Origin of the sequence: Nostoc sp., from assembly GCF_036918015.1 — a bacterium.
Taxonomy (GTDB): domain Bacteria; phylum Cyanobacteriota; class Cyanobacteriia; order Cyanobacteriales; family Nostocaceae; genus Nostoc.
Window position 1 is genome coordinate 14,384 of record NZ_JBALEO010000092.1, and the last position, 21,067, is coordinate 35,450.

Annotated in this window: 14 protein-coding genes and 1 pseudogene; 8 read left to right on the top strand and 7 right to left on the bottom strand. The window is 42.7% G+C overall.

All coding sequences use genetic code 11. The features are described from left to right. The first annotated feature begins 47 nt into the window (after window positions 1-47). The 4 genes from V7K61_RS28860 (at window position 48) to V7K61_RS28875 (ending at window position 4,936) form a co-directional block, all read left to right on the top strand. The gene (locus tag V7K61_RS28860) at window positions 48-1,016 is read left to right on the top strand and encodes a glycosyltransferase (RefSeq protein WP_335058854.1); all 969 of its coding nucleotides are present in this window, start codon (window positions 48-50) and stop codon (window positions 1,014-1,016) included. A gap of 853 nt (window positions 1,017-1,869) precedes the next feature. Next, window positions 1,870-3,855 (top strand): sensor domain-containing protein, encoded by a 1,986-nt coding sequence (locus V7K61_RS28865; protein ID WP_335058856.1) that lies wholly within the window; start codon window positions 1,870-1,872, stop codon window positions 3,853-3,855. A gap of 125 nt (window positions 3,856-3,980) precedes the next feature. After that, window positions 3,981-4,142, top strand: coding sequence for a hypothetical protein (locus V7K61_RS28870; protein ID WP_335058857.1), 162 nt, complete (start codon window positions 3,981-3,983; stop codon window positions 4,140-4,142). Window positions 4,143-4,240: 98 nt separating this feature from the next. After that, a complete protein-coding gene (locus V7K61_RS28875) occupies window positions 4,241-4,936 on the top strand; it encodes a response regulator transcription factor (RefSeq protein WP_335058858.1) in 696 nt (231 codons plus the stop codon). Window positions 4,937-5,566: 630 nt separating this feature from the next. Here V7K61_RS28875 and V7K61_RS28880 read toward each other — a convergent pair. Next, entirely contained in the window at window positions 5,567-5,851 is a 285-nt protein-coding gene (locus V7K61_RS28880) for an Npun_R1517 family heterocyst differentiation transcriptional regulator (protein ID WP_094350942.1), read from the bottom strand. An 866-nt stretch (window positions 5,852-6,717) separates the two neighbouring features. Here V7K61_RS28880 and V7K61_RS28885 point away from each other — a divergent pair. From V7K61_RS28885 to V7K61_RS28900, 4 genes are all read left to right on the top strand, one after another. Then, complete coding sequence (locus V7K61_RS28885) at window positions 6,718-7,077, top strand: NAD(P)H-quinone oxidoreductase subunit M (RefSeq protein WP_094350943.1); 360 nt, start codon at window positions 6,718-6,720, stop codon at window positions 7,075-7,077. Between the two features lie 587 nt (window positions 7,078-7,664). Then, window positions 7,665-9,923 carry a protein phosphatase 2C domain-containing protein gene (locus tag V7K61_RS28890; RefSeq protein ID WP_335058860.1) on the top strand — a complete coding sequence of 753 codons (2,259 nt, stop codon included), beginning with the start codon at window positions 7,665-7,667 and terminating at the stop codon, window positions 9,921-9,923. 374 nt (window positions 9,924-10,297) lie between these two features. Further along, window positions 10,298-11,872, top strand: coding sequence for a CHAT domain-containing protein (locus V7K61_RS28895; RefSeq protein WP_335058862.1), 1,575 nt, complete (start codon window positions 10,298-10,300; stop codon window positions 11,870-11,872). A 147-nt stretch (window positions 11,873-12,019) separates the two neighbouring features. Next, window positions 12,020-12,667: a hypothetical protein gene (locus V7K61_RS28900; protein ID WP_335058864.1), complete on the top strand. Its 648-nt coding sequence runs from the start codon at window positions 12,020-12,022 to the stop codon at window positions 12,665-12,667. A 371-nt stretch (window positions 12,668-13,038) separates the two neighbouring features. Here V7K61_RS28900 and V7K61_RS28905 read toward each other — a convergent pair whose 3' ends face one another. The 6 genes and pseudogenes from V7K61_RS28905 to V7K61_RS28930 all read right to left on the bottom strand — a co-directional run bounded on the left by V7K61_RS28905 (window position 13,039) and on the right by V7K61_RS28930 (window position 20,885). Continuing rightward, entirely contained in the window at window positions 13,039-14,421 is a 1,383-nt protein-coding gene (locus V7K61_RS28905; RefSeq protein WP_334839771.1) for a PrsW family glutamic-type intramembrane protease, read from the bottom strand. Window positions 14,422-14,857: 436 nt separating this feature from the next. Then, window positions 14,858-15,186 (bottom strand): annotated as a pseudogene (locus V7K61_RS28910) (DJ-1/PfpI family protein); the annotation flags it as partial. A 172-nt stretch (window positions 15,187-15,358) separates the two neighbouring features. Next, window positions 15,359-15,811, bottom strand: a complete 453-nt coding sequence (locus tag V7K61_RS28915) for a nitrate reductase associated protein (protein WP_335058867.1) — start codon at window positions 15,809-15,811, stop codon at window positions 15,359-15,361. Window positions 15,812-15,870: 59 nt separating this feature from the next. Next, the gene (locus V7K61_RS28920; RefSeq protein WP_335058869.1) at window positions 15,871-16,329 is read right to left on the bottom strand and encodes a phosphate-starvation-inducible PsiE family protein; all 459 of its coding nucleotides are present in this window, start codon (window positions 16,327-16,329) and stop codon (window positions 15,871-15,873) included. A 394-nt stretch (window positions 16,330-16,723) separates the two neighbouring features. After that, entirely contained in the window at window positions 16,724-18,967 is a 2,244-nt protein-coding gene (locus tag V7K61_RS28925) for a molybdopterin oxidoreductase family protein (RefSeq protein ID WP_335058871.1), read from the bottom strand. Window positions 18,968-19,382: 415 nt separating this feature from the next. Then, window positions 19,383-20,885 (bottom strand): NarK family nitrate/nitrite MFS transporter, encoded by a 1,503-nt coding sequence (locus V7K61_RS28930; RefSeq protein ID WP_335058873.1) that lies wholly within the window; start codon window positions 20,883-20,885, stop codon window positions 19,383-19,385. Between the last annotated feature and the right edge of the window lie 182 nt (window positions 20,886-21,067).

Consider the following 21,067-nt stretch of genomic DNA (forward strand, 5'->3'; position numbering starts at 1 on the left):
GGTTTGGGAATACTAGCTACTAATCCCATCTCCAAAATCTCAGATTTATGAATCATCAGCCAGTTGATGCAACCGCTGCCACCAGATTTTTACCAATGGTGTCGGTGGTTGTTCCTATTTATAACGGTGAGGCGGATTTACCAGAGTTAATCAATTGTCTATTGTCTCAAACTTACCCAAAAGACCGGGTAGAATACTTGTTGGTAGACAATAACAGTAGCGATCGCACTCTCACCATCCTGAAAACATCTGCCGAAAATTGCCCAATTACAATTCGCCCTTTGAGCGAAACCCAAATTCAAAGCTCTTACGCTGCTCGTAATACTGGGATTCGCGCCGCTACGGGGGAAATTATGGTTTTTACCGATGCAGATTGTCGCCCACAACCGCAATGGTTAGATACACTAATTCAGCCTTTTGTCAACCCAGAAGTAGTAATTGTTGCTGGTGAAATTTTGGCACTACCAGGCACAACTCTGCTAGAACAACACGCAGACCGTCAAGAAACTTTATCGCAAAAGCACACCCTGAAGCATTCCTTTCGTCCTTATGGTCAAACAGCTAATTTGGCGATTCGCCACATTGCCTTTAAAAAAGTGGGTTTATTTCGTCCCTATCTAACTACTGGTGGTGATGCTGATATTTGTTGGCGGATTTTGGGGGAAAACATCGGGCGTTTGGAATTTGCCCCAAATGCGATCGTTCAGCACCGCCACCGCGCTACACTTCAAGAACTGCAAAGTCAATGGCGGCGTTATGGACGCTCAAATCGCTATCTGCACGAACTGCACGGTGTAGATTTAATGCGAGAGATGACACCTAAAGAATACGGCTATCGTTTGGCACGTTGGTTATTGAAAGAAGTACCAAGAGATATTAAAAAGGCGTTGGTGCAGCAAGCCACCCTTGTAGATTTATTAAGTACTCCCATTGGTTTGTTCACAGCTAGGGCGCGTACTGCTGGACAAAGAGACGCCAAGCTACCAGAGAATGCCAAGATAATTGCTCGACTGTAAATAAGAAAAAGGGCGTTGCTGACTTAGATGTATAAATCTTGGTGTAGAGACTAGTAGCACAAGGCGGAATTCAAAATTCAAAATTCAAAATGAATACAGCGTAAGCGTTTAGTTGATGGCAAAACCCGCACTTCTTTACGAGAAGCTGCGCGTAGCTTGCTTCCCCGTAAGGAGTACGACATGGTTCGACTCCGCTCACCAGCCGCTCAGTGAACACCTGCACGGGTTGAAAACCTTGATTTTGCATTAGTCCGCGTAGGCGGACTTTGTTTGTATAGCCGCGATTTCTAATCGCCAGCGCTAGGTGCAAGATATGAGGTTTCCCTTCTGCCTCCAGCCTCCAGCCTCCAGCCTTCTTTTTCATGCCTAAATTCAGCAACGTCTAAGCAAAATGCTCTTGTCAGCCCAAAAGCATTGACTGAGACGCTTATTCTTTCTTTAGCTCACAAAAGCGAATATATCTTAAGAAGTATTTTCAAAAATAGGGAAAGCAAATATGCTGTTATTGACAAGTTTTAACTTTGATACTTTGTATTTAATAAAATAAAAATTTCAGTAGGTAATGCTTACTGTAACTTTGCACATTAGCCGTTATTGGACAAGTTTGTGGTACTGAATAGGGCGAAAAGTTGATTTGAGCCTGCACAAATTTGATTGCTCCCTCATCATTAATAGATCAGTTAGTAAATCAAAAAACCAAGTTCTGTCATATTTATTTATAGAGTGTCCGCTCTTGCAAGTAACCTGCTCCTTGCCTGCTCAATAGCGTCTGAAGCCTTGAGGAAAGCATGGGTTTGCTTCCCCTGCTCTCTTCATTTACAGCTACGCTTCATAGTTTTGTGAGTTGAGCAACATGAAAGTGGATGGATTTAGCCAACAAATAGAGAAATTGCGCTCACAGATACAGGGACTATTACAATGCGATGGAACTAAACTGAACTCACAACAGGAGATGATCGCAGAGGCTTTCGAGGAACTTAACACCGCAATGGAAGAACTATTTATAGCTTCCGAGGAGTTAGAGGAAACACGAGCCGTATTAGAGAAAGAGCGGCAGCGTTACCAAGATTTGTTTGAGTTTGCTCCATATGGTTACTTGGTAACTAATACCAGCGGGACAATCCAAGAGGCAAATAATGTAGCAGCAACTTTGCTCGGTGTCCAACAAAAGTATTTAGTAGGTAAACCATTAATTCTTTTTATTGCTCAACAAGACCGCCAGTCCTTTAGCTTTCAAATAAACAATTTGCAAGAGATACTGAACTGGGAAATTTACCTACAGCCACGGGGAGAAATGCCTTTCCCTGCTAGTGTGAAAGCATCTGTAGTATATGACCTTGAGGGGAAGTACCTTGGCTGGCGTTGGCTGCTGTGCAACATCAGTGAACGCAAACAAGCTGAAGAAATGTTGCACCGAGCTTACGGTGAGTTAGAAATACGGGTGGCGGAACGGACAGCAGAACTGGTAAAAGCAAATCAGAAATTGCTCAATGAAATTACAGAGCGTAAACGAGTCGAGTCACAACTGCTGCACCTTGCTTTTCACGATGCACTGACGGGTCTGGCAAACCGCGCTGCATTTATGAACCGCCTAAGACATACGATAAATTATTCAAAACGGCATTCAGATTATCTATTTGCTGTGCTATTTATCGACCTAGATCGGTTTAAGGTGATCAATGACAGTCTAGGGCACTTAAATGGAGACCAATTATTGCTTGCTACTGCAAGTAGGTTAGAAGTATGTATACGCTCTATAGATACAGCTGCACGGCTTGGGGGAGACGAATTTACAATCCTGCTTGAAGGAATTCAAGATGTGGCAGACGCCATCACAGTAGCTGAACGAATTCAGAAGGAACTGGTGTTACCCTTTGAGCTTGGCGGACAAGAAGTCTTTATCACGGCAAGTATTGGCATCGCGTTGAGTTCGACAGTAGACTATCAACACCCAGAAGAACTATTGAGGGATGCTGATACAGCAATGTACCGAGCCAAGGTGCTAGGCAAAGCGCGTTATGAGCTATTCAACTCAGATATGTATGCTAATGCTCTAGCGAGATTGCAGTTAGAAACCGATTTGCGCCGAGCAATTGAACGCGAAGAATTTCGGGTCTATTACCAACCGATTGTTTCGCTCACTAGCGGCTCTATTTTAGGTTTTGAGGCTCTGTTACGCTGGCAGCATCCAGACCGTGGTCTGCTTAATCCAGCAGATTTTATTCCCCTAGCAGAGGAAACTGGACTAATTTTCTCCATTGGCAAATGGGCATTGCATGAAGCCTGCCGCCAGATGCAAGTTTGGCGAGTATGCCATTGTTCTAAATTACTAGAGAAAATTAGTGTTAATCTCTCCGTCAAGCAATTTTCTCAGCCGGATTTGATAGAGCAGATTGGGCAAATTTTGCACTCAACTGGCCTTGATGCTGGCACTTTAATGCTAGAAATTACTGAAAATGCAATTGTGGAAAATGGCAATAAGGTAACTGCCGCAATCTTGCAACTTCGAGAGATGGGGATTGAGTTATCAATTGATGACTTTGGTACGGGCTATTCCTCATTAGGTGGTCTTTATAACTTTCAGATTAGTGTGTTGAAAATTGACCGTTCTTTCATCAGCTTGATGGGCATTAATAGTAAGAATTTAGAAATTATTGAGATAATTGTCGCCTTGGCACACAAGCTAGGTATGGATGTGCTTGCCGAAGGGGTAGAGACAAAAGAGCAACTATTACTTCTAAGAAAGTTAAACTGTCAATATGGCCAGGGACATTTTTTCTCAGTTCCGTTAAATAGCTCGGCAGCAGAGGCATTAATTATGGAAAATCCTCAATGGTAAGGGTTTTGAACCTCGCATGACTAAAAGTCACGAGTGTGCGGCTTGCAGAAATCAAAAAAATTCGTAATTGATAATGACGCTCTTTTTATGCTCATGGAGACTGGCTTACTATATGGTCGCTTAGTTTGAGTCAAGACGAGCCAACTCTCGTTAACGGTAGCCAACATGAAACCATCAACTGTTGGGATGTGGCTATAGGGAAATGTCGGCAATCTTTGCGGTCAGATCGTCCCGATGAGGGCACGATGGTTAATCCAGCAGCAGGGTTGACGGAGGCAGAGATGTGAACTTTAAAAGCTTTAGAGGCGGTAGAGGTGAATTCAAGTTGCTCAATGCCTACCAACTTTCGCTAAATTGGAAAAAGGAAAACTCAAGGGAATTTTAAATGTCAGCACAATTGTTACTGGTGGATGATGAACCAGGGATACGGGAAGCCGTGAAAGACTATTTGCAAGAGAGCGGTTTCAGCGTTCAAGTCGCCAGTAACGCCCTTGAAGGTTGGGAATGGATGCAGGTGAATACACCTGACTTAGTGATTTCCGATGTGATGATGCCTCAAGTGGATGGCTATCAGTTCCTGAAGCAACTACGGGAAGACCCCCGTTTCCAAGCACTACCGGTAGTATTTTTAACTGCTAAGGGTATGACAGGCGATCGCATTCAAGGTTATCACGCTGGTGTTGATGCCTATCTACCCAAACCCTTCGATCCAGACGAGTTAGTGGCTATAGTCGAAAATTTGCTAGCCCGTCGCGCTGCTAAGGCTGCGAGTACGGGAGATGACGCTGAAACCCCCGATCTTGCTGAACTAGCCAATCAGATTGCCCAAATAAAGGCATTGTTAACTCAAAGAAATGCTATTTCCCAATCGCCAGCCCCTTTTAAAATTGATTTGACTCCCAGAGAACAAAGTGTTTTAAATTTGGTCGCAGAAGGGTTGATGAACAAAGAAATCGCCCGTCGCTTAGAAACCAGCGTCCGTAATGTAGAAAAATACGTCAGCCGTTTGTTTAGTAAAACCGGTACCAATAGCCGTACAGAGTTAGTTCGTTTTGCTCTGGAACACGGTCTTGCTAAATAGGGATGGGAATTCTTGTACTGCCCTTCCCTGCGGGAAGCTACGCGGAGCGTCTCGTAGAGAAGTGAAGCCTCTCCAAGAGTTGTATTGGGTATGGAGAAGATGACAAGGTAGACAAGGTGGACAAGGAAGAAGGGAGAGACTTGTCCCCTTGTCTCCCTTGCCTCTGGGTAATTGATAATAGCTAACCGGCTGTTAAACCATGACCTATTACCAGTAATAGATAAAACATAAGTATTTCAGCAAATCAGGCACTTAGCTTAAGCAAAAAGCTAAAAGAAAGGTTATTTATTTTACTTCGGTCTTTTAGATTTTCATTTGATTTGCGCCTGTTATCCGATTCCCCATCTGTAAAGACACAGGGTTTTATTATTCTGCAATGTTTTGATAAAAACTCGGTAAAATGCACCCGGCTGAATTTGCTTTCAGATTCTACCAGTACCCTTTGCTACAAAGTTTTTAATAGCGGAAACTGTTCCTGGGACTTTGTGCTGCTAAATAAGACTTTCACAAGGTAGAAATCAAAATATTTGATGAAATCTACTGACTGCTTAGTTTTTATGGCAACGGGGGTATGGGATCAACATTTGATTTGATGCCCAATTCACGTTTTTCACTACTTAAATTACACCTTTAGGTTGGAGAATTTTCCGCTACATTACGCAAGCGCATTAGCTGACGCCGCATTTGAGGCGAGGCTTTAAACTCAGATACTTCCTGGGCTTTAACGGACGCTTGGAGCGTTTCTAGAAAGTCATCCGAACCTTCGGTTAAAGCATCAAGTAGCACCTGTAAGAGTTGCTCGCGATCGCTTAATAGACTCTTTTCCTCAATCAACCGGAATTTGAGATGTATTTCACACTCATAAACACCTACTTCGAGATTATTTATCTGGCGTGGTAATGCTTTGGAGTTCATAACTATTGAGATTCCTTTACTTGGTTGTCATGAGGGTAAGGAGGTAGATGTCCAGCAAAATTCTTTATATCTCTTTTGAATCCAAAGTGCTTGAATTAAGAATTTTTCTTCATCAATCACCTTTGTATTCCATTTCACTCTCCTGTGGTGTATTTTCAAGCTAGATTTTCAGTGTCTAGATTTTGAGGTTTCTGTGCCAGATGTAGCTTATGGTAAGCCATAACTATTATTCAGTTTTTAAGATTCTACACAATAAAGTTTCTGTAAGAAGTTGTTCAACCTTTTTAAAGGTTTTTACATCAACTTTATGTGAACGTCAATAACAGTTTGACTTGTTACTCTAATTTTGGTGTTTATACGTAAGTAAAACCGCTGACTTTTTTTGAGTTTCTTAAAGCCAGCAGTCGATGTAGCGCTATTGCGTGAAATTACTTGATGTACGTTTTTTGCAATATAAAATTCAGGATAAATTGCTCGGCATAATTATTAATGTCAAAACTTTTGTTCTCTATAAAAAAAGCACACAGAGCAAATTATTTATGCTGAGTGCCTTGCCCTACTGTGTTTTGGGCTTGATTGAGTCCAAAAATCTTAGCAGTAAGTCAGATTTGTAGACTAAATGAAAATACTCTACCAATTAATTTTTACAGAAAAATAATTCGACTACTGTCAGTACTAGCAGTTAAATATATCTTCAACTCATAACAGAAGTAGCAAACTCATCAGCAAAGGTGATATTTTTACTTATGCCCATTCAATATACCCTTTTAAAACAGCATTCAAAGCTTTTAAATTGGGAGCATTCAAGCTCGGATATAAGGTCTACAATAATTTCAGTGTAATCCACGCAAATCTTACACCTTTTTATGGATAACCCGATGCTGCTCAAGTCCACAACCCGGCACATCCGCATTTTTGCAGGTGAAATTGACCGGGATGGCGATCTAGTTCCTAGTCAACAAGTCTTAACCTTAGATGTTGACCCAGATAACGAATTTAATTGGAATGAAGATGCACTGCAAAAAATTTATCGAAAATTTGATGAACTAGTAGAAGCATCTAGTGGCGCAGACCTCACGGACTATAACTTGCGCCGTGTGGGGTCAGACTTAGAGCATTATCTGCGATCGCTTCTGCAACTCGGCGAAGTCAGCTACAATCTTTCTGCCCGTGTTACTAATTACAGCATGGGAGTCCCTCAAGTTGCCATTGACGACAAACAATAAGCCAATGAGTTGGTAGCTGGCTGCCCAAACCCTTCTGTACAAAGAGTGCTGAGTTAAAAGTGTTTCGGCTGAGAGTGGAAAAATTCATAAGTCTACTTTTTAACTCAGCACTGGCTAACCCCGCCGCTGCCACTAACAGCAGTCCGAAAAAGATTCTTAGAGTCACTGCATTTCTCAGGTACTTTTGCCAAAATTAATATTTGCTATTCTTAATTCTTAATTAAAGTTAATTCTTGCTATCCTACTTATAAACTAAATAAATACCAACATTCTCTGCCTGTTAATGATGGAGTAATTTAGCAAAAACAAATCGCGCAGTTATGCTTGGGTTATGCTGTGGTGACAGGGTTGGAGTTAGTTGCTTTGGCGATGAAGAGTCACAGGGCAATAGAAGCTATGATTAGGCTGTAGGGTTGAGTTAGGAGCGTATTTTTTGGATTCGGATAAGTATTAGCACCTGCTGATATCCGCCAGCTAAAATCATCATCTAAAGTCTGGGTATGTCAAGTTTAAGAAAGATGAGCGGTCTAGATTGTCCCTACTAATGCTATTAAAGAAATTGCCAATCGCTGATCGGTGCGAAAACTATGGAAAATGACGCGGCAACGCTCTACTGTCCAAACGAAAATTGTCAGGCTGCCAACCCCCTGACTCACAAGTTTTGCCAGCGATGTTCCACGCCCCTACCCAAAAATTATCTCTGGGCTGTAGTAGATAGCCCAAGTGTGGGTACCCCTGGAGAAATATTAGCCGATCGCTATTTAATCCTTGATAAATTTCTTCTTTTAGATACGAAGCCCGGTTTATTAGCGCTAACGCCTGAGTTAGATAATTTGCAGCCTCTAAAAGCGTACCTGAGACTGATTCCTTACCGTCTACACGTACCGCAGGTATATGGAGTGCTTTTTGTTGCTGACGGGTCTTCCCACCAAGAAATATTACTCTTAGAAAAACCGCCACTATTAGTAGATGACACTATCCAACAAGTACATTTGGGCAGCGAGTTAACCACCGCTTGGCGTGATGCAACATCAATGCGCCAACTGAATTGGTTATGGCAAATAGCTCATCTGTGGCAACCTCTGGTAAGTGAAGGTGTGGCCTCTAGCTTACTTGACTCTTATGTATTACGGGTAGAAGGATCGTTAGTCCGGTTGTTGGAATTGCGTTTTGACAGCGCCACATCACCAGAATTGCCGCAATTAGGTGAATTTTGGCAGCAGTTGGTCAGCACTGCCAAACCAGCGATCGCAGAATTTGTCGATCGCGTTAGCCTAGCTTTAATTCAGGGAGAGATTAATTCCACCGATCAATTAATCGGAGTTTTAGATCGGGGACTGGCTGGGTTAGGGCGATCGCAAACACCCACGATCCAAATTATCACCAAAACCGACACCGGGCCGAGTCGTCAACGTAACGAAGATGCTTGTAGCCCCCCCAGTGGAACTCCAGTGAGCAAGCCACCCCAGCCAACAGCCTTAGCAATTGTCTGTGATGGCATCGGTGGACACGAGGGTGGCAATGTCGCCTCAAATTTAGCCATTGAAACCATCCAGCAGCAGGTACAGCAACTAACAAAGGTTCCTTACGACCACATAGACCCTGAAATGCTGCTGAATGACCTAGATAAGGCAGTGGCAATGGCCAACGACAAAATCAGTCAACGCAATGACAGTGAAAATCGCCAAGGGCGTCAACGCATGGGCACGACTTTAGTCATGGCATTGCCTGTTGCTCATGAAATGTACATTACCCACGTCGGTGATAGTCGTGCCTACTGGATTACACGCCACGGCTGTTATCAAGTTACCCTTGATGATGATGTCGCCTCCCGTGAAGTGCGACTAGGTTATGCCATTTACCGCGAGGCAGTGCAACAGAGTGCCGCTGGCTCTCTCGTCCAAGCTTTGGGGATGGGTTCTAGCACTTCATTGCATCCCACATCGGGAAGGTTTATGCTCGATGAAGATGCTGTTTTTCTGCTCACATCCGATGGTTTGAGTGACTTCGATCGGGTAGAGGAGTACTGGGAAACAGAAATCTTGCCGATTTTAGTTGGGGAAGCAAATATAGCAACTGTTGCCGATCGATTAGTCGAAATTGCTAATACTAAAAATGGACACGATAATGTCACCGTCGCTTTACTTCACTATCAAGTCCAATATTGGGAACCAGAAATCACCATCCAAGCAATAATTCCCCAGAGTCATTCTGCCAAAACTGTTGATTTAGCATCCAGGGCCACAGATGCGACAGTTTTAGGCAGTCAAAACCACAAAACTCAGGTGATTCCAGACACTGAGCCGGCTAAAACTCGTCAATTCCCACTACAGTGGATAGTTCCATTAATATTTGTGGTGGCAGCAGGTTTTTTAGGATTGTTCGTCAGGCAACTGCGAGGAACCTCTCCAATTTTTTCCAATCCCTTACAAACTCAAAACCCTGGCATCGAAGCGACACCTACACCGCGATCGCTGGCTAATCTTTCTCCTGGTTGGGTAATTCAAACCAACAATGACATCTCCTTGGGAAACAACCAATCACTTCCCCGTGGGACTTTTTTAGAAGTTATTAATAAAACATCAAATCCCAAACCTGCTTCTGGGAGTTTTCTGGTGTCTATGCGAGTCTGTGCTAATAAAAGTACACAAACTCCAGCTAATACTAATAACCCCGCTGTAACTAACTCAGTTCCACCAAATTCAAAACCTTTGCCAGCAACAGTATTGCTAAACTCCTCTCAAGTCAACCGTTTTGGCATTGTTTTACAATCAGACGCACCAAATCCATGTAGAACTGTCACGCAACCGCCAGTTACCGAACCAGCTGACACCAGTCCAACTTAATCAAATACTCGATAAACTGGTAAAAACCTGGAATAATAACAGGTAACAATCAGAGTAAAAAACTTGCAAGGTCAAAAAAGTAGAAAATTTTCACCTTGGAGAATTGTTATCAAAACAGAATTTAGGAGTCAGAATTCAGAATTCAGAATAAATCAATTATTTACGACTGGTAGACTTCGGCGTGAGCGCTCAGTCGAACGCTGAATAACCGAGTTCAAAACCCCACCATATCTCTAATTTAGTGCAAAACAATTAATGTCGGGTTTAAATCCCCCACTCCTGACTTCTGAATTCTGACTCCTGAATTCTGAATTCTGGCGTATCTGTTTTCTTCTCTTGAAATTATTTTTTTTAGCTTTTAATTTAATGAATCCATGCCATCCCTGAATTTGGCGATCGCCCGTCTCGTAAATACTGGCACTGACAACTTCGCCATTTGGGTGGTCAAGGCTCCGTATCCCAGTGGCTACGTTTTACATGACTGTGTATGGCCTGTTGAACTTACCCAAGTGTGGCACGAATGGCAGCAGATGTTTGCTGGTCATGGTCGCTTAGATATTTCCCCTAACTCAACATCTCAAAAGAGCAACCCATTTCCCATAGATTGGATTTCATCCCCTTCAGGTCAACCTACTGGCCCCTACACCAGTCGTCTGATGCAATACTTGGGAATGAATTTATGGCGTTGGGTATTCGACGGGCAAATTCTTGGTAGTCTAGAACGCAGTCGCGGTATTGCTATGGGTCAGCATACACGTTTGCGCTTTCGACTAGAAATCCGCGACCCGGATCTGATCGCTTTTCCTTGGGAAATTATGCAGCGTGAGCCTGGTCAATCGGCTATGTCTCTCTCGCAAGATTTGTTATTTAGTCGCACCACCACTGAAGTTGACGCTTTACCGCATTTGCGAACTGACCAAGCTTTAAGTATCTTGCTGGTTTTAGGTCATGATGACAAGCTGCAACTAGAACAAGAAGGCGCTATGTTACAGCAAGCTCTTGCAGATACGCCTAGTAACTCCCAAAGATATGCACCTTGTGTAGTGAATCAACTCATTCAACCAACTCCACAACAGTTGATTGATGAATTAGAAACCAAAGAATATAATGTTTTCTTTTACGCTGGTCATGGTTTGCCAGACCCAGACGGAGGGTTACTGTTTTTGCGACCAGATATGCCCCTCAATGGGATAGAATTGGCGCAAGTATTGACCCGTACAGGTGTGAAATTAGCGGTTTTCAACGCCTGTTGGGGCGCACAACCAGCTGCGATCAATCATCAAGCTATCCCTGCCAGTAGTTTAGCAGAAGTATTGATTCGTCATGGTGTGCCTGCGGTTTTGGGGATGCGCGATGAAATCGCTGACCATGAAAGCCACAGTTTTATTCAAGCCTTTACCGAAGCTTTGCGATCGCACAAGCCAATTGATGAAGCCGTAGCACAGGCTAGGCAAGAGTTGTTAACACTGTATAAATTTAATCAACCTGCTTGGACTTTGCCTGTTCTCTACCTGCATCCAGATTTTAATGGCGAACTGATTAAAAATCTGGATGAAGGTATTACCGAACTACCAGATACAGCCATTCCTGAGGTCGGTTCCTCGCTTCCAACTGCAAGTTTACGATCGCTGACTCCAAAAGGTAAAACCTGGTTACTGCGTTATGGAGTTACCCGCATCGGCCGCACGAAAGATAATGATATTGTCATCCCCGAACCATCTGTATCCAAACGCCACGCCGAAATCTTCTGCCGCAACACTCTTACAGATGCTACACTAATGCGAACTTATTACTTGCAAGATTTTTCCACCTACGGGACAACCTGGTTTTTAGGCCCTAATGGCTGGCAACAAATCCTCCGGGAGGAAGTCCCTTTGAAATCGGGAATGCAGTTAAAGTTTGGAAGTGCTAGAGGTGAAACCTGGGAGTTTGTGATTGAAGACTCCTAGCGGAGCTATTGCATAAATGAATTTGAGCCTTTAGCATTAGCTTTTAAAATCTGTTTTTTTTAGAGAAAAAATCAACAGTTTTTGCGGAAATCTCCTCTTAGAACTTGTAGCTGTCAATACCACCAAATAATCATGAGGGAAGAAAATATGGCTCACAAAATTAACGGCTCAGACACTTTCCCATCTTTGCCATCTCAAGTAGATTTAGAGTTATTAGAAGCGTTACTAGAACCAGAAGATGCTAACTATCCCTGGAATCCAGGTGATGAGGAATCAGAAGCTTATTTTCAAGAACTAGAACAACAGTTCGGAATGGAAGATTTGCTTGATGAAGAACTAATGAGGCGATCGCAAGATTTTTACGGACATCTAGATACACTTTGGTCTAGTATTACTCCTACATCCGAGCACAATAATAACCTACAACAGGCAGTAGTGCTTAACCTCCAAGAAACATTACGTACAAATTTTTCTGCCTGTGTCCCCCAAATATTGCTCAACACCATCGCCAGCAAAGCTGCTGAGATATTTGCTGCTCGCCAATTAATCAGCGAGCAACTGGTTGAGTGCGTTCAGTCAGTGCTACCAGCTTGGGGAACAGAGGATCTTATCGTCTTGGCTCGTCCTTTTGCTTATGCTATGCGAAGTAGCGAATCGCAAAACGCGGCATCTGCACTCAGTAATCTTCAAAATAGTGAGTGGACAGCTTTATCAGAAGTAGATAAAGCAAAGGTTAGTTTAGCGATCGCTTCTTATGCTTTTACTGAACTTAACAAGTCTCAGTCTGAAGTATGAATGGGGAGTAGGGAGTAGGGGATAGGAAAAGTTTTCATTATGCATTGTGTTCGTGTAACCCGCGCTTTGCTGTTTACTCTATTTTGAGGTGTCTTTTGCAAAGATGTTGGTTTGCCTTACGCAAAGGAAGAGTCGAAAATCAACACTTTGTGCAACAATTTTAATGATTTTTATTTTTGTAAGTATATTTACTCCACAATAGGTTAACAATACGCTGCTTTTCAAATTAGGCCATCTATCCTAAGAGGTAAATACTCAAGCATTGGTCATTGGTCATTTGTCATTGGTCATTTGTCATTTGTCATTTGTCATTGGTCATTTGTCAAGAATTATTCTCCCCTGCTCCCCTGCTCCCCTGCTCCCCTACTCCCCTATTTTGGGCCAAGAAATCGGGTAGCAAAATTTTGCGATCGCGTCGGTGACAGCGCCCGTGCCTTGAGAATTGCCGCCATCAGAAAGGCGTAAGATAACACTCCAACAACTACCAACAGCAAGGCATTGATTGACCCTGTAGCATTCCAGAGAGCGTGGAGCGCAGAGGCGCTCAGATAACCAATAGACAGAATTTGCCAACTTCTACTAGGTTTGAGGACAGCCAACCCGATAAAATAACCCAAGTAGCCACTATAAGCCATGTGTCCGGCTACAGAGCCTAAAATTCGCGGAATTAGCAGTTGTAAACCTGCCAGTTGACCAGCAGCCCCTATACCCACCTGTTGCGTGACATTTTGAGTGATATCAGGCACATACTGACCGAGGGTTTCCAAGAGAGTGAAGCCAACAGCAGAAGCCGTACCCAGGAGAATACCATCTAGAGGTTCCCAGATACCGATGCGTTCTCGCCAAGGTGAAGACAACATTCTACCGATGGCAAAAGCCCCTAATACAGGTAATGCCTTGAGTAATTCCTCCATCAACCCAGCGCCAAAAAACATCCGCACCAGTAGCTCTGTGAAGGTGATAGATTCTTGGGGTGTGGGCAAGCTTCCAGGCAAGATGCCGCGAAATACGAAAATAAATAGATCCAACAGTGGACTGAGCAAAATCAGGATTGTACCCAATGACGTAGCCATTAGCACCCACCAAGGCTTCTGTTTTCCGCAAAGTTGGTAAACAAAATAGTAGGCAGCAAAGGCGATGTAACTTGCTACGATCACTTGATTAGCTTGGGGCCGACCGACTGTAGCGAACATCAGTACCACAAAAATTACGGTCAGTATTCCCGGTACGAGGTAAGCTTTACTAGTTAAATCTTTACCAGTGGAAATAATTGGAAAAAGCTGGGTGAAGCTAACAGAATCTGGCTGCTTTAATTGCGTGTGGTTGTGGTAATTAGTCGCCGAAGGCAGTGGTGTAATTTGGTTGACTGTCGTCGCCGGAGTCAGTGAGGTATACTCGTATTCAAAAATGTATTGCGGCCCATCAGCACCTAGAGAAATGCGATCGCCTGGGTGCAATTCCTGACATTCATATAAGCGTTGTCCATTCAAATAAGTGCCATTAGCACTATTCAAGTCACAAAGCACCCAGCTAAATTTGCTATCTGGGGATAGAGAGAGGGGACGAACCACTGCATGACGACGAGATACCATTCGGTACATCATGGCATCCAAGACAACTTGGCAGCTGGGGTCGCGTCCAATTACCATCTCTTTACTGGGGGGCAGCGAGTAGCGAGATTCTGCTCCCAAAGCTGCCCCATTACCAGACACTAGCCGCAGAAATGCATTATGTCTTGCGTTTTTGCCTGTCATCGATAAGAAGTGCGTTTCTAAACTAATTCTTCACATAATTTGGCAGCAGGACTAACCTTAGCCACATTAGCAGCAGCATTGCTAAATCCACTATAGCTTCACTTACTGCTAAGAAATTTAAAATTATTGGTGCAAAATTTCAAATTGTTTCACCTCATGTAAAGAAGTATTCCATCTGCTGAGAGTTTGCCCTAAAACTGACTTGTTAGGCGGATAAATCAGATTGTCTGGATGCTGTACTTTTGACATCGTAGCTGCAAATTAAAGCCACTGCAATTTATTAAAAAATAGTATTTTTTACTGCATTTAGTTCCATTTCAAAAATATATAATTTTTAGTCGTCTGTTGTCAGTTGTTTTTGCCAAAGCTCTTTTGGAGTAGGGAGTGGGGGAAGAAACTGTTATGAAGTGAAGTAAAATATTTCTGGTATCTTATCTCAAACAACTGTAGTCAGTTCTGGGTGTTCAATTTTAGTTCCAAGTACTTTGATAAATTCTGCTAGCCAATGTGAGTGAGCAGGCCAAGGTGGTGCTGTCACCAAGTTACCATCAACTATTGCCCGATCGACAGCGATATTAACATAGATTCCTCCAGCACTCTTGATATCTGGGCTACAAGTAGGGTAGCCAGTACATCTTTTGCCTTGCCTTGCAGTACATCAGCAGCCGCTAATACCTGCAAGCCGTGGCAGATGGCAGCAATCGGTTTATTCGCTTGGGCAAAGTGACCGGTGATTTCTAGTACCTGCTGATTGAGGCGGATATATTAAATATTAATTTAGAGTCAGCTTTTTTCGGCGTTAGTTTATATACGATTTTTTGATACCTAACATCAATCACTGTGCTGTCATGTATCATTTCAGAGTGGCAAGTTAACAAAATGTAATAAATTTTACAGGAACACGACCATAATTCAACGATTACGATCGCATGATAAATTAAAGCAGATGAAATTCTGCGATCGCTCTAGGAAAATTTTTGTTTTCATGTCCTGGATGGCTGAGTTTAATCAAAGCAAAACGCTGTAAGGGTGTTAAAGCTGCCCAATTTTGCTGTGTCAGGGTTACACCTATTTCTTGAGCTTTTTCCTGAAGGCTAGCTGGTACAGTGGCAGAGTCTAGCCATGCAGGATGAGGCTCGATGGGCAATTTTGTAGCTGGTATACCTGTGCGTTGTATGATTAATTGCTCGATATTTTCGCGGTAAGACTGAATTTCTGTTTCTGTAGTGCAAGGTAATTCGACTAAAGCTTGCCGTTCATCTGTCGTCATTTGATTCCAGTCAGGCAATTTTAGCTTGATGCCACAAGTATCTAATTTGCAACGCACGTGCATGGGGATGCAACGCAGAGAATCAACAAAGTCTGCTTCAAATTTAAAGAAATCTGTCATAAGAAAGTATTTGAAATTAGCTCATTATACTGTTGCCTGTTGCCTCCTGCCTCCTTCAATTAACTTACATCTTTGGAATTACTGAGACGAATTATCAAATAACTAATTGATAAGGCAAGAATAGCTACACCTAGACCAATTATATCAAGACCTCCAATTTTTTCTAAGTCAAGAATAATAATTTTTCTGGCAACAGCAATTAAAGAAGTGACAATCACTAATTCAACTTGAAAAACGTGTCTTCTTAAATAGGCTGTAATATTTTCTAGAATTTCTAAGGCAATTAAAATATTTAAAAATAAACCGAAAACCTTATATAGGGTTGTGTTAAACTTACCATAAGGGATTGTAAATAATTCTTTAAAAATAAAGATTCCTAAATCTGCGATCGCTACCAAAATTACGACCACCATAAAAATAGATAGAACTTTAGAAACTAGCACTTCTATGTTTTCAATGATGTGCATGAAGTTCTCATCTTTGGTAGCCCCTAGAATTTGCCTCAGTAACTTTTTCATCTGCCGCACCCGATTTTTAAATAAAAGAAAATCCCATAGATAAATCTAGAGGATTAAAAATAATTCGTAATTCGTAATTAAGTTTTGCAACTCTTTGACCCTGGCAAAAAACTTGCTGATGGCCTAGCTCTCTAGACTGGAACCGCCAGAATTTCTTAAAAAAAGATGTCTGACAATTTTTTGTAAGTTTCTATGCTTTTTTATTCTTTATCTATAGCTAAAACAACTCTAGTAAAACCTCTTATTGCTAGACTTTTACCTCTTTAGATATAGTAATTGGTAACAGTCAAAATTAGAGAGTTATAAAAAATGATAATAACTATTGACTATTAATTATTGACAAAATTACCTATTGCTGGTTATAAATTATCACTTTCGAGGTAAACTTTGCAACTTACCATTGTGAGGACTGGAGTTGATAATCTTTGATGGGAACTTCCAGCGAAATTGGTATCAACTGCACAGCACAAGCTTTTAATTCTGGTTGCAGCGAATCGGGGCAAGATTCTGGATGGGTGAGGGCATTGGCTTCGGCATTATCTGCCCACAGCGAACCCCAGTGCATAGGCACAAAAACTGTACCAGGCGCGATCGCTTTTGTCACTTTAGCAGGAAACTTGGCTTTACCACGACGCGATCGCACTTCTATATACATACTATCGACAATACCCAACCGAGCAGCATCACGGGGATGAATTTCGATAAACGGTTCGGGATGCATTTTGCAAATTTTTTCAATTCGACCGGTGCGTGTTTGCGTATGCCAGTGTCCGTAAAGTCTTCCATTAGTTAGCACAAACGGATAATCTGGGTCTGGCGGTTCTGCCAATCCTTTGGAGTAATATGCCCCAAATCGAGCGCGTCCATCAGGGGTGTGGAAGCGGAGATTGGTGTAGAGTCTTTTAGAGTGCTGAGTTTTGAGTGCTGAGTGCTGAGTTGTTTCTTTAAACTCAGTACTCAGCACTCGGTACTCAGCACTCTCTTCAGGGTGAGGCCATTGCGTCGGGCCTTGTGTCTGTAATTGCGTGTGACTGATACCTGTCATATCGCAGGGGCGATTTTTAGTTAGTTTGACAAACTCAGCGTAAACTTCAGCAGAGTTAGCAAAGGCAAATTCTTTCTCAAAACCTAATCTACGTCCAACTTCGGCAAAAATTTCCCAATCGGCTTTAGCTTCTCTTGGCGGTTGGCGAAATGCTGAACACAGAGTTACTACGCGTTCGGAATTTGTCATCACGCCAGTTTTTTCACCCCACTGGGCTGCTGGTAGCAAAACATGAGCGTAGGCAGAGGTTTCTGTGGGATAATATGCGTCTTGGTAAATAGTGAAAGGCGATCGCAACAATGCCTTTTTAGTCCGCTCTAAATCTGGCATACTTACAGCTGGGTTGGTAGCTGCAATCCACAGTAACCCTACAGCATCATTTTCCAACCCAGTAATCATCATATCCCAAGCAGTCAAACCGGGATTCGGCGAAATCTGTCCCGGCTGGAGTCCCCAAAATTCCTCAACTTCTGCACGGTGCTGAGGATTTTTCACCGCCCGATAACCCGGTAATAAATGCGCCAAACCTCCAGCTTCCCGTCCTCCCATCGCGTTCGGTTGACCAGTGAGAGAAAAAGGGCCAGCCCCAGGTTTGCCAATCTGTCCAGTCATCAGGTGCAGGTTAATAATCGTTCTTACTTTAGCCGTCCCTTCTGAAGATTGATTTACACCCATTGACCACAAAGACAATACTCGCTCAGATTTACCCCAGTAATGTGCTGCTGTTTCTAAATCTTCAATACTGATTCCACATTGACGAGCTACCACTTCTGGCGGATAGTGGCGAATAACCTCAGCATAAGCGGGAAAGTTGCTGGTGCAGTCGTCCATGAACATGGTATCAATGTAGTTCCAGCGCATCAACAAGTGGGCGATGCCGTTCATTAAGTCGATATCTGTACCGGGACGAATGGCTAAATGCAAATCAGCGGCTTCTGCGGTTGGTGTGCGACGGGGATCAACCACAATCATTTTGACTTTGCGGTTCTTTTTGTGATATTTCTCTAGGCGGTTAAAAACGATGGGGTGACATTCGGCTGTATTAGTACCAATTAAAAATGCACAGTCGGTTAACTCCAAGTCTTCGTAACAGCATGGAGGCCCATCTGAGCCAAAGCTTTGAATGTAGCCAGCCACAGCACTAGACATACATAAGCGAGAGTTGGCATCAAAATTATTAGTACCCAAACAGCCTTTCATGAGTTTCTGGGCGATGTAATAATCCTCAGTTTGAAACTGACCGGAACCATACATACATAAGGCTTCTGGCCCTTGGGTGAAGCGGATAGTTTGAATACGTTTGGCTATGAGATTAAAAGCTTCATCCCAACTAACGCGGCGAAACTCTTGATCTAAGGAGTCTCGCACCATTGGGTAATGTAATCTATTTTTATCTAAAGATTCTGCGATCGTTGCGCCTTTGACGCAAACCATTCCCTGACTGGATGGATGGGTTTTATCGCCGCGCACCCGCCAAGTTGGATTTCCTTGGCTGTCTCGATTAGTTGCTTTGCCAAGTTGGGCTGGGGGTGAAACTTCTAAACCGCAGCCAACACCACAGTAGGGACAGAGAGTTTTGGTAAATTCACTCATGGCAGTTGTACCATTTTATTGTTTTGATTGTGCAACCTTAGATGTAGCGGCAGTTTGAAAAATTTGTGTGTTATGCAAAAACTCTTTGAAACTCTTATTCCTTAGCGTCCTTTGCGTCCTTTGCGGTTCGTTTTTTCATAAATTTTCATGGAAATTATTTTTTTACGAACCGCAGATAGAGCATTCCCAATTTTGTAATTTACTATTATTCTGCTTGAAGAGAAGAAGAAGAGAATGAGTAAACGAACCGCAAAGAACGCAAAGAGCGCAAAGTTAAGAGAGTTAGAAAGGGTTTTTGCATCAATAGAGAGAATAAAGAGGAATTTTTATGAATTAAGATTGCTAGAGAAGGATGAAGTGTAAAGTTCCTAATTCAGATTTGATAGTTAATTTTACTACTTCATCTTTCAGTTAATTATTCTTCAGTTAAGAAGATAGGGTTTTTCGTTGCGGTTTCTGGTAATTCACTTTCAAATGTAGCGGCAAAGGAACCTTTTGGTTCTTTGAGGAAGAAGGCACACATAAAGGCGCAGACTAGTGCGGCTAAACCCATTGTGGAAAATAGTGTGGGAGCGTCGGTTAAGCTGAAAATTGTCAGGTAAACTACGCCGCCAAAATTACCGTAAGCTCCGACGTTACCGGCTATTTGTCCAGTGGCTTCTTTCTTAATTAGGGGGACGATGCTGTAGGTTGCACCGCAGCCAGCTTGGGCAAAGTAAGCGGCTAACATTGTAACTGCGATCGCTACTGGAATCGGCCAGCTACTACTAATAAAATGTGCCATCAAATAACTAACACCAATGCCAGCACTGATAATTGTCATTGTCCACTTCCGGGAGTTAAATTTATCAGAAATTAAGCCACCACTAGGACGAGAAATCAAATTTAAGAAGGGATAGGTAGCGGCAATCATCCCAGCAACAACGTGTTCTAAAGCAAAAGTTTTTTCAAAGAATGCTGGGAGCATGGACACGGCTGCCAATTCGCTGCCAAAACTAGTTATATAAGTGAATTCGAGTAAAGCTACTTGACCAAATTGGAAGCGTTCTGATGGAGCGTAAGTTTTCTTGCCAATTAAAAGTTCTCGGTTTACTTGCCAAGCTTTGTAACTTTGGTAAGCAAATAATCCTGCTAATAGTAACCAAGTCAGATACATTTGGTTCAAAGTTAGGAAGTGAATGTTCTTTTGTTCCAAACGCCAAGCCAATAAACCCAAGGCGAAAATCAAACCAAAATTTGAGACAATCATCGCCCAGAAGCTTTTAACACTGGTTACTTCTAGAGAACCATTTTTCTTGGGTTTCTTGTAGACTTTGCCAGTGGGCGTATCTTGGACGCTATTGTAATAAATTACGCCGTAGATGGCTGCAATAATCCCTGTAAGTGCGATCGCAAATCGCCAGTTGGAAGCACCACCAGCGAAAAAGCTCGTAGAAACTGCAAGTATCGGCAAGGCAAATTCTGCGCCAAAAGCCCCAAAGTTGCCCCAACCGCCATAAATACCTTGAGCAATTCCCATTTCTTTCGGCTGGAACCATTCGGACACCATGCGGATACCAACTACAAACCCAGATCCGACAATCCCCATCAGCAAACGACTGATGACTAGTTGATTAAAATCTTGTGCTAGCGCTGTTGCTAAACAAGGAACAACCGCAAACATCAACAGGATTGAGTAGGTGATTCTGGGGCCAAAACGATCCAGAAGCATCCCAATAATTAGTCGTGCGGGAATTGTGAGGGCGAGGTTACAGATGCCTAAAGTTTTGATTTGTTCTGGTGCTAGATGTAGTTCTCTGCCAATGGTTGTAGCGAAGGGGGCAAAGTTGAACCAACAAACAAAGGTGAGAAAGAAAGCAAACCAAGTCTGATGTAAGATCCGGTAGCGATCGCTAAATGAAAATAAGTTTTTAAGCATTCCAATCTTTCTAATTGAATAAAATACGGTGAAGAGGTAAGAAAAAATGAGCCTTTAAGGTCGAGGGTTAAGCCTTTAAGGTCGAGGATTAAGTCTTTAAGGTCGAGGATTAAGTCTTTAAGGTCGAGGATTAAGTCTTTAAGGTCGAGGATTAAGTCTTTAAGGTCGAGGATTAAGTCTTT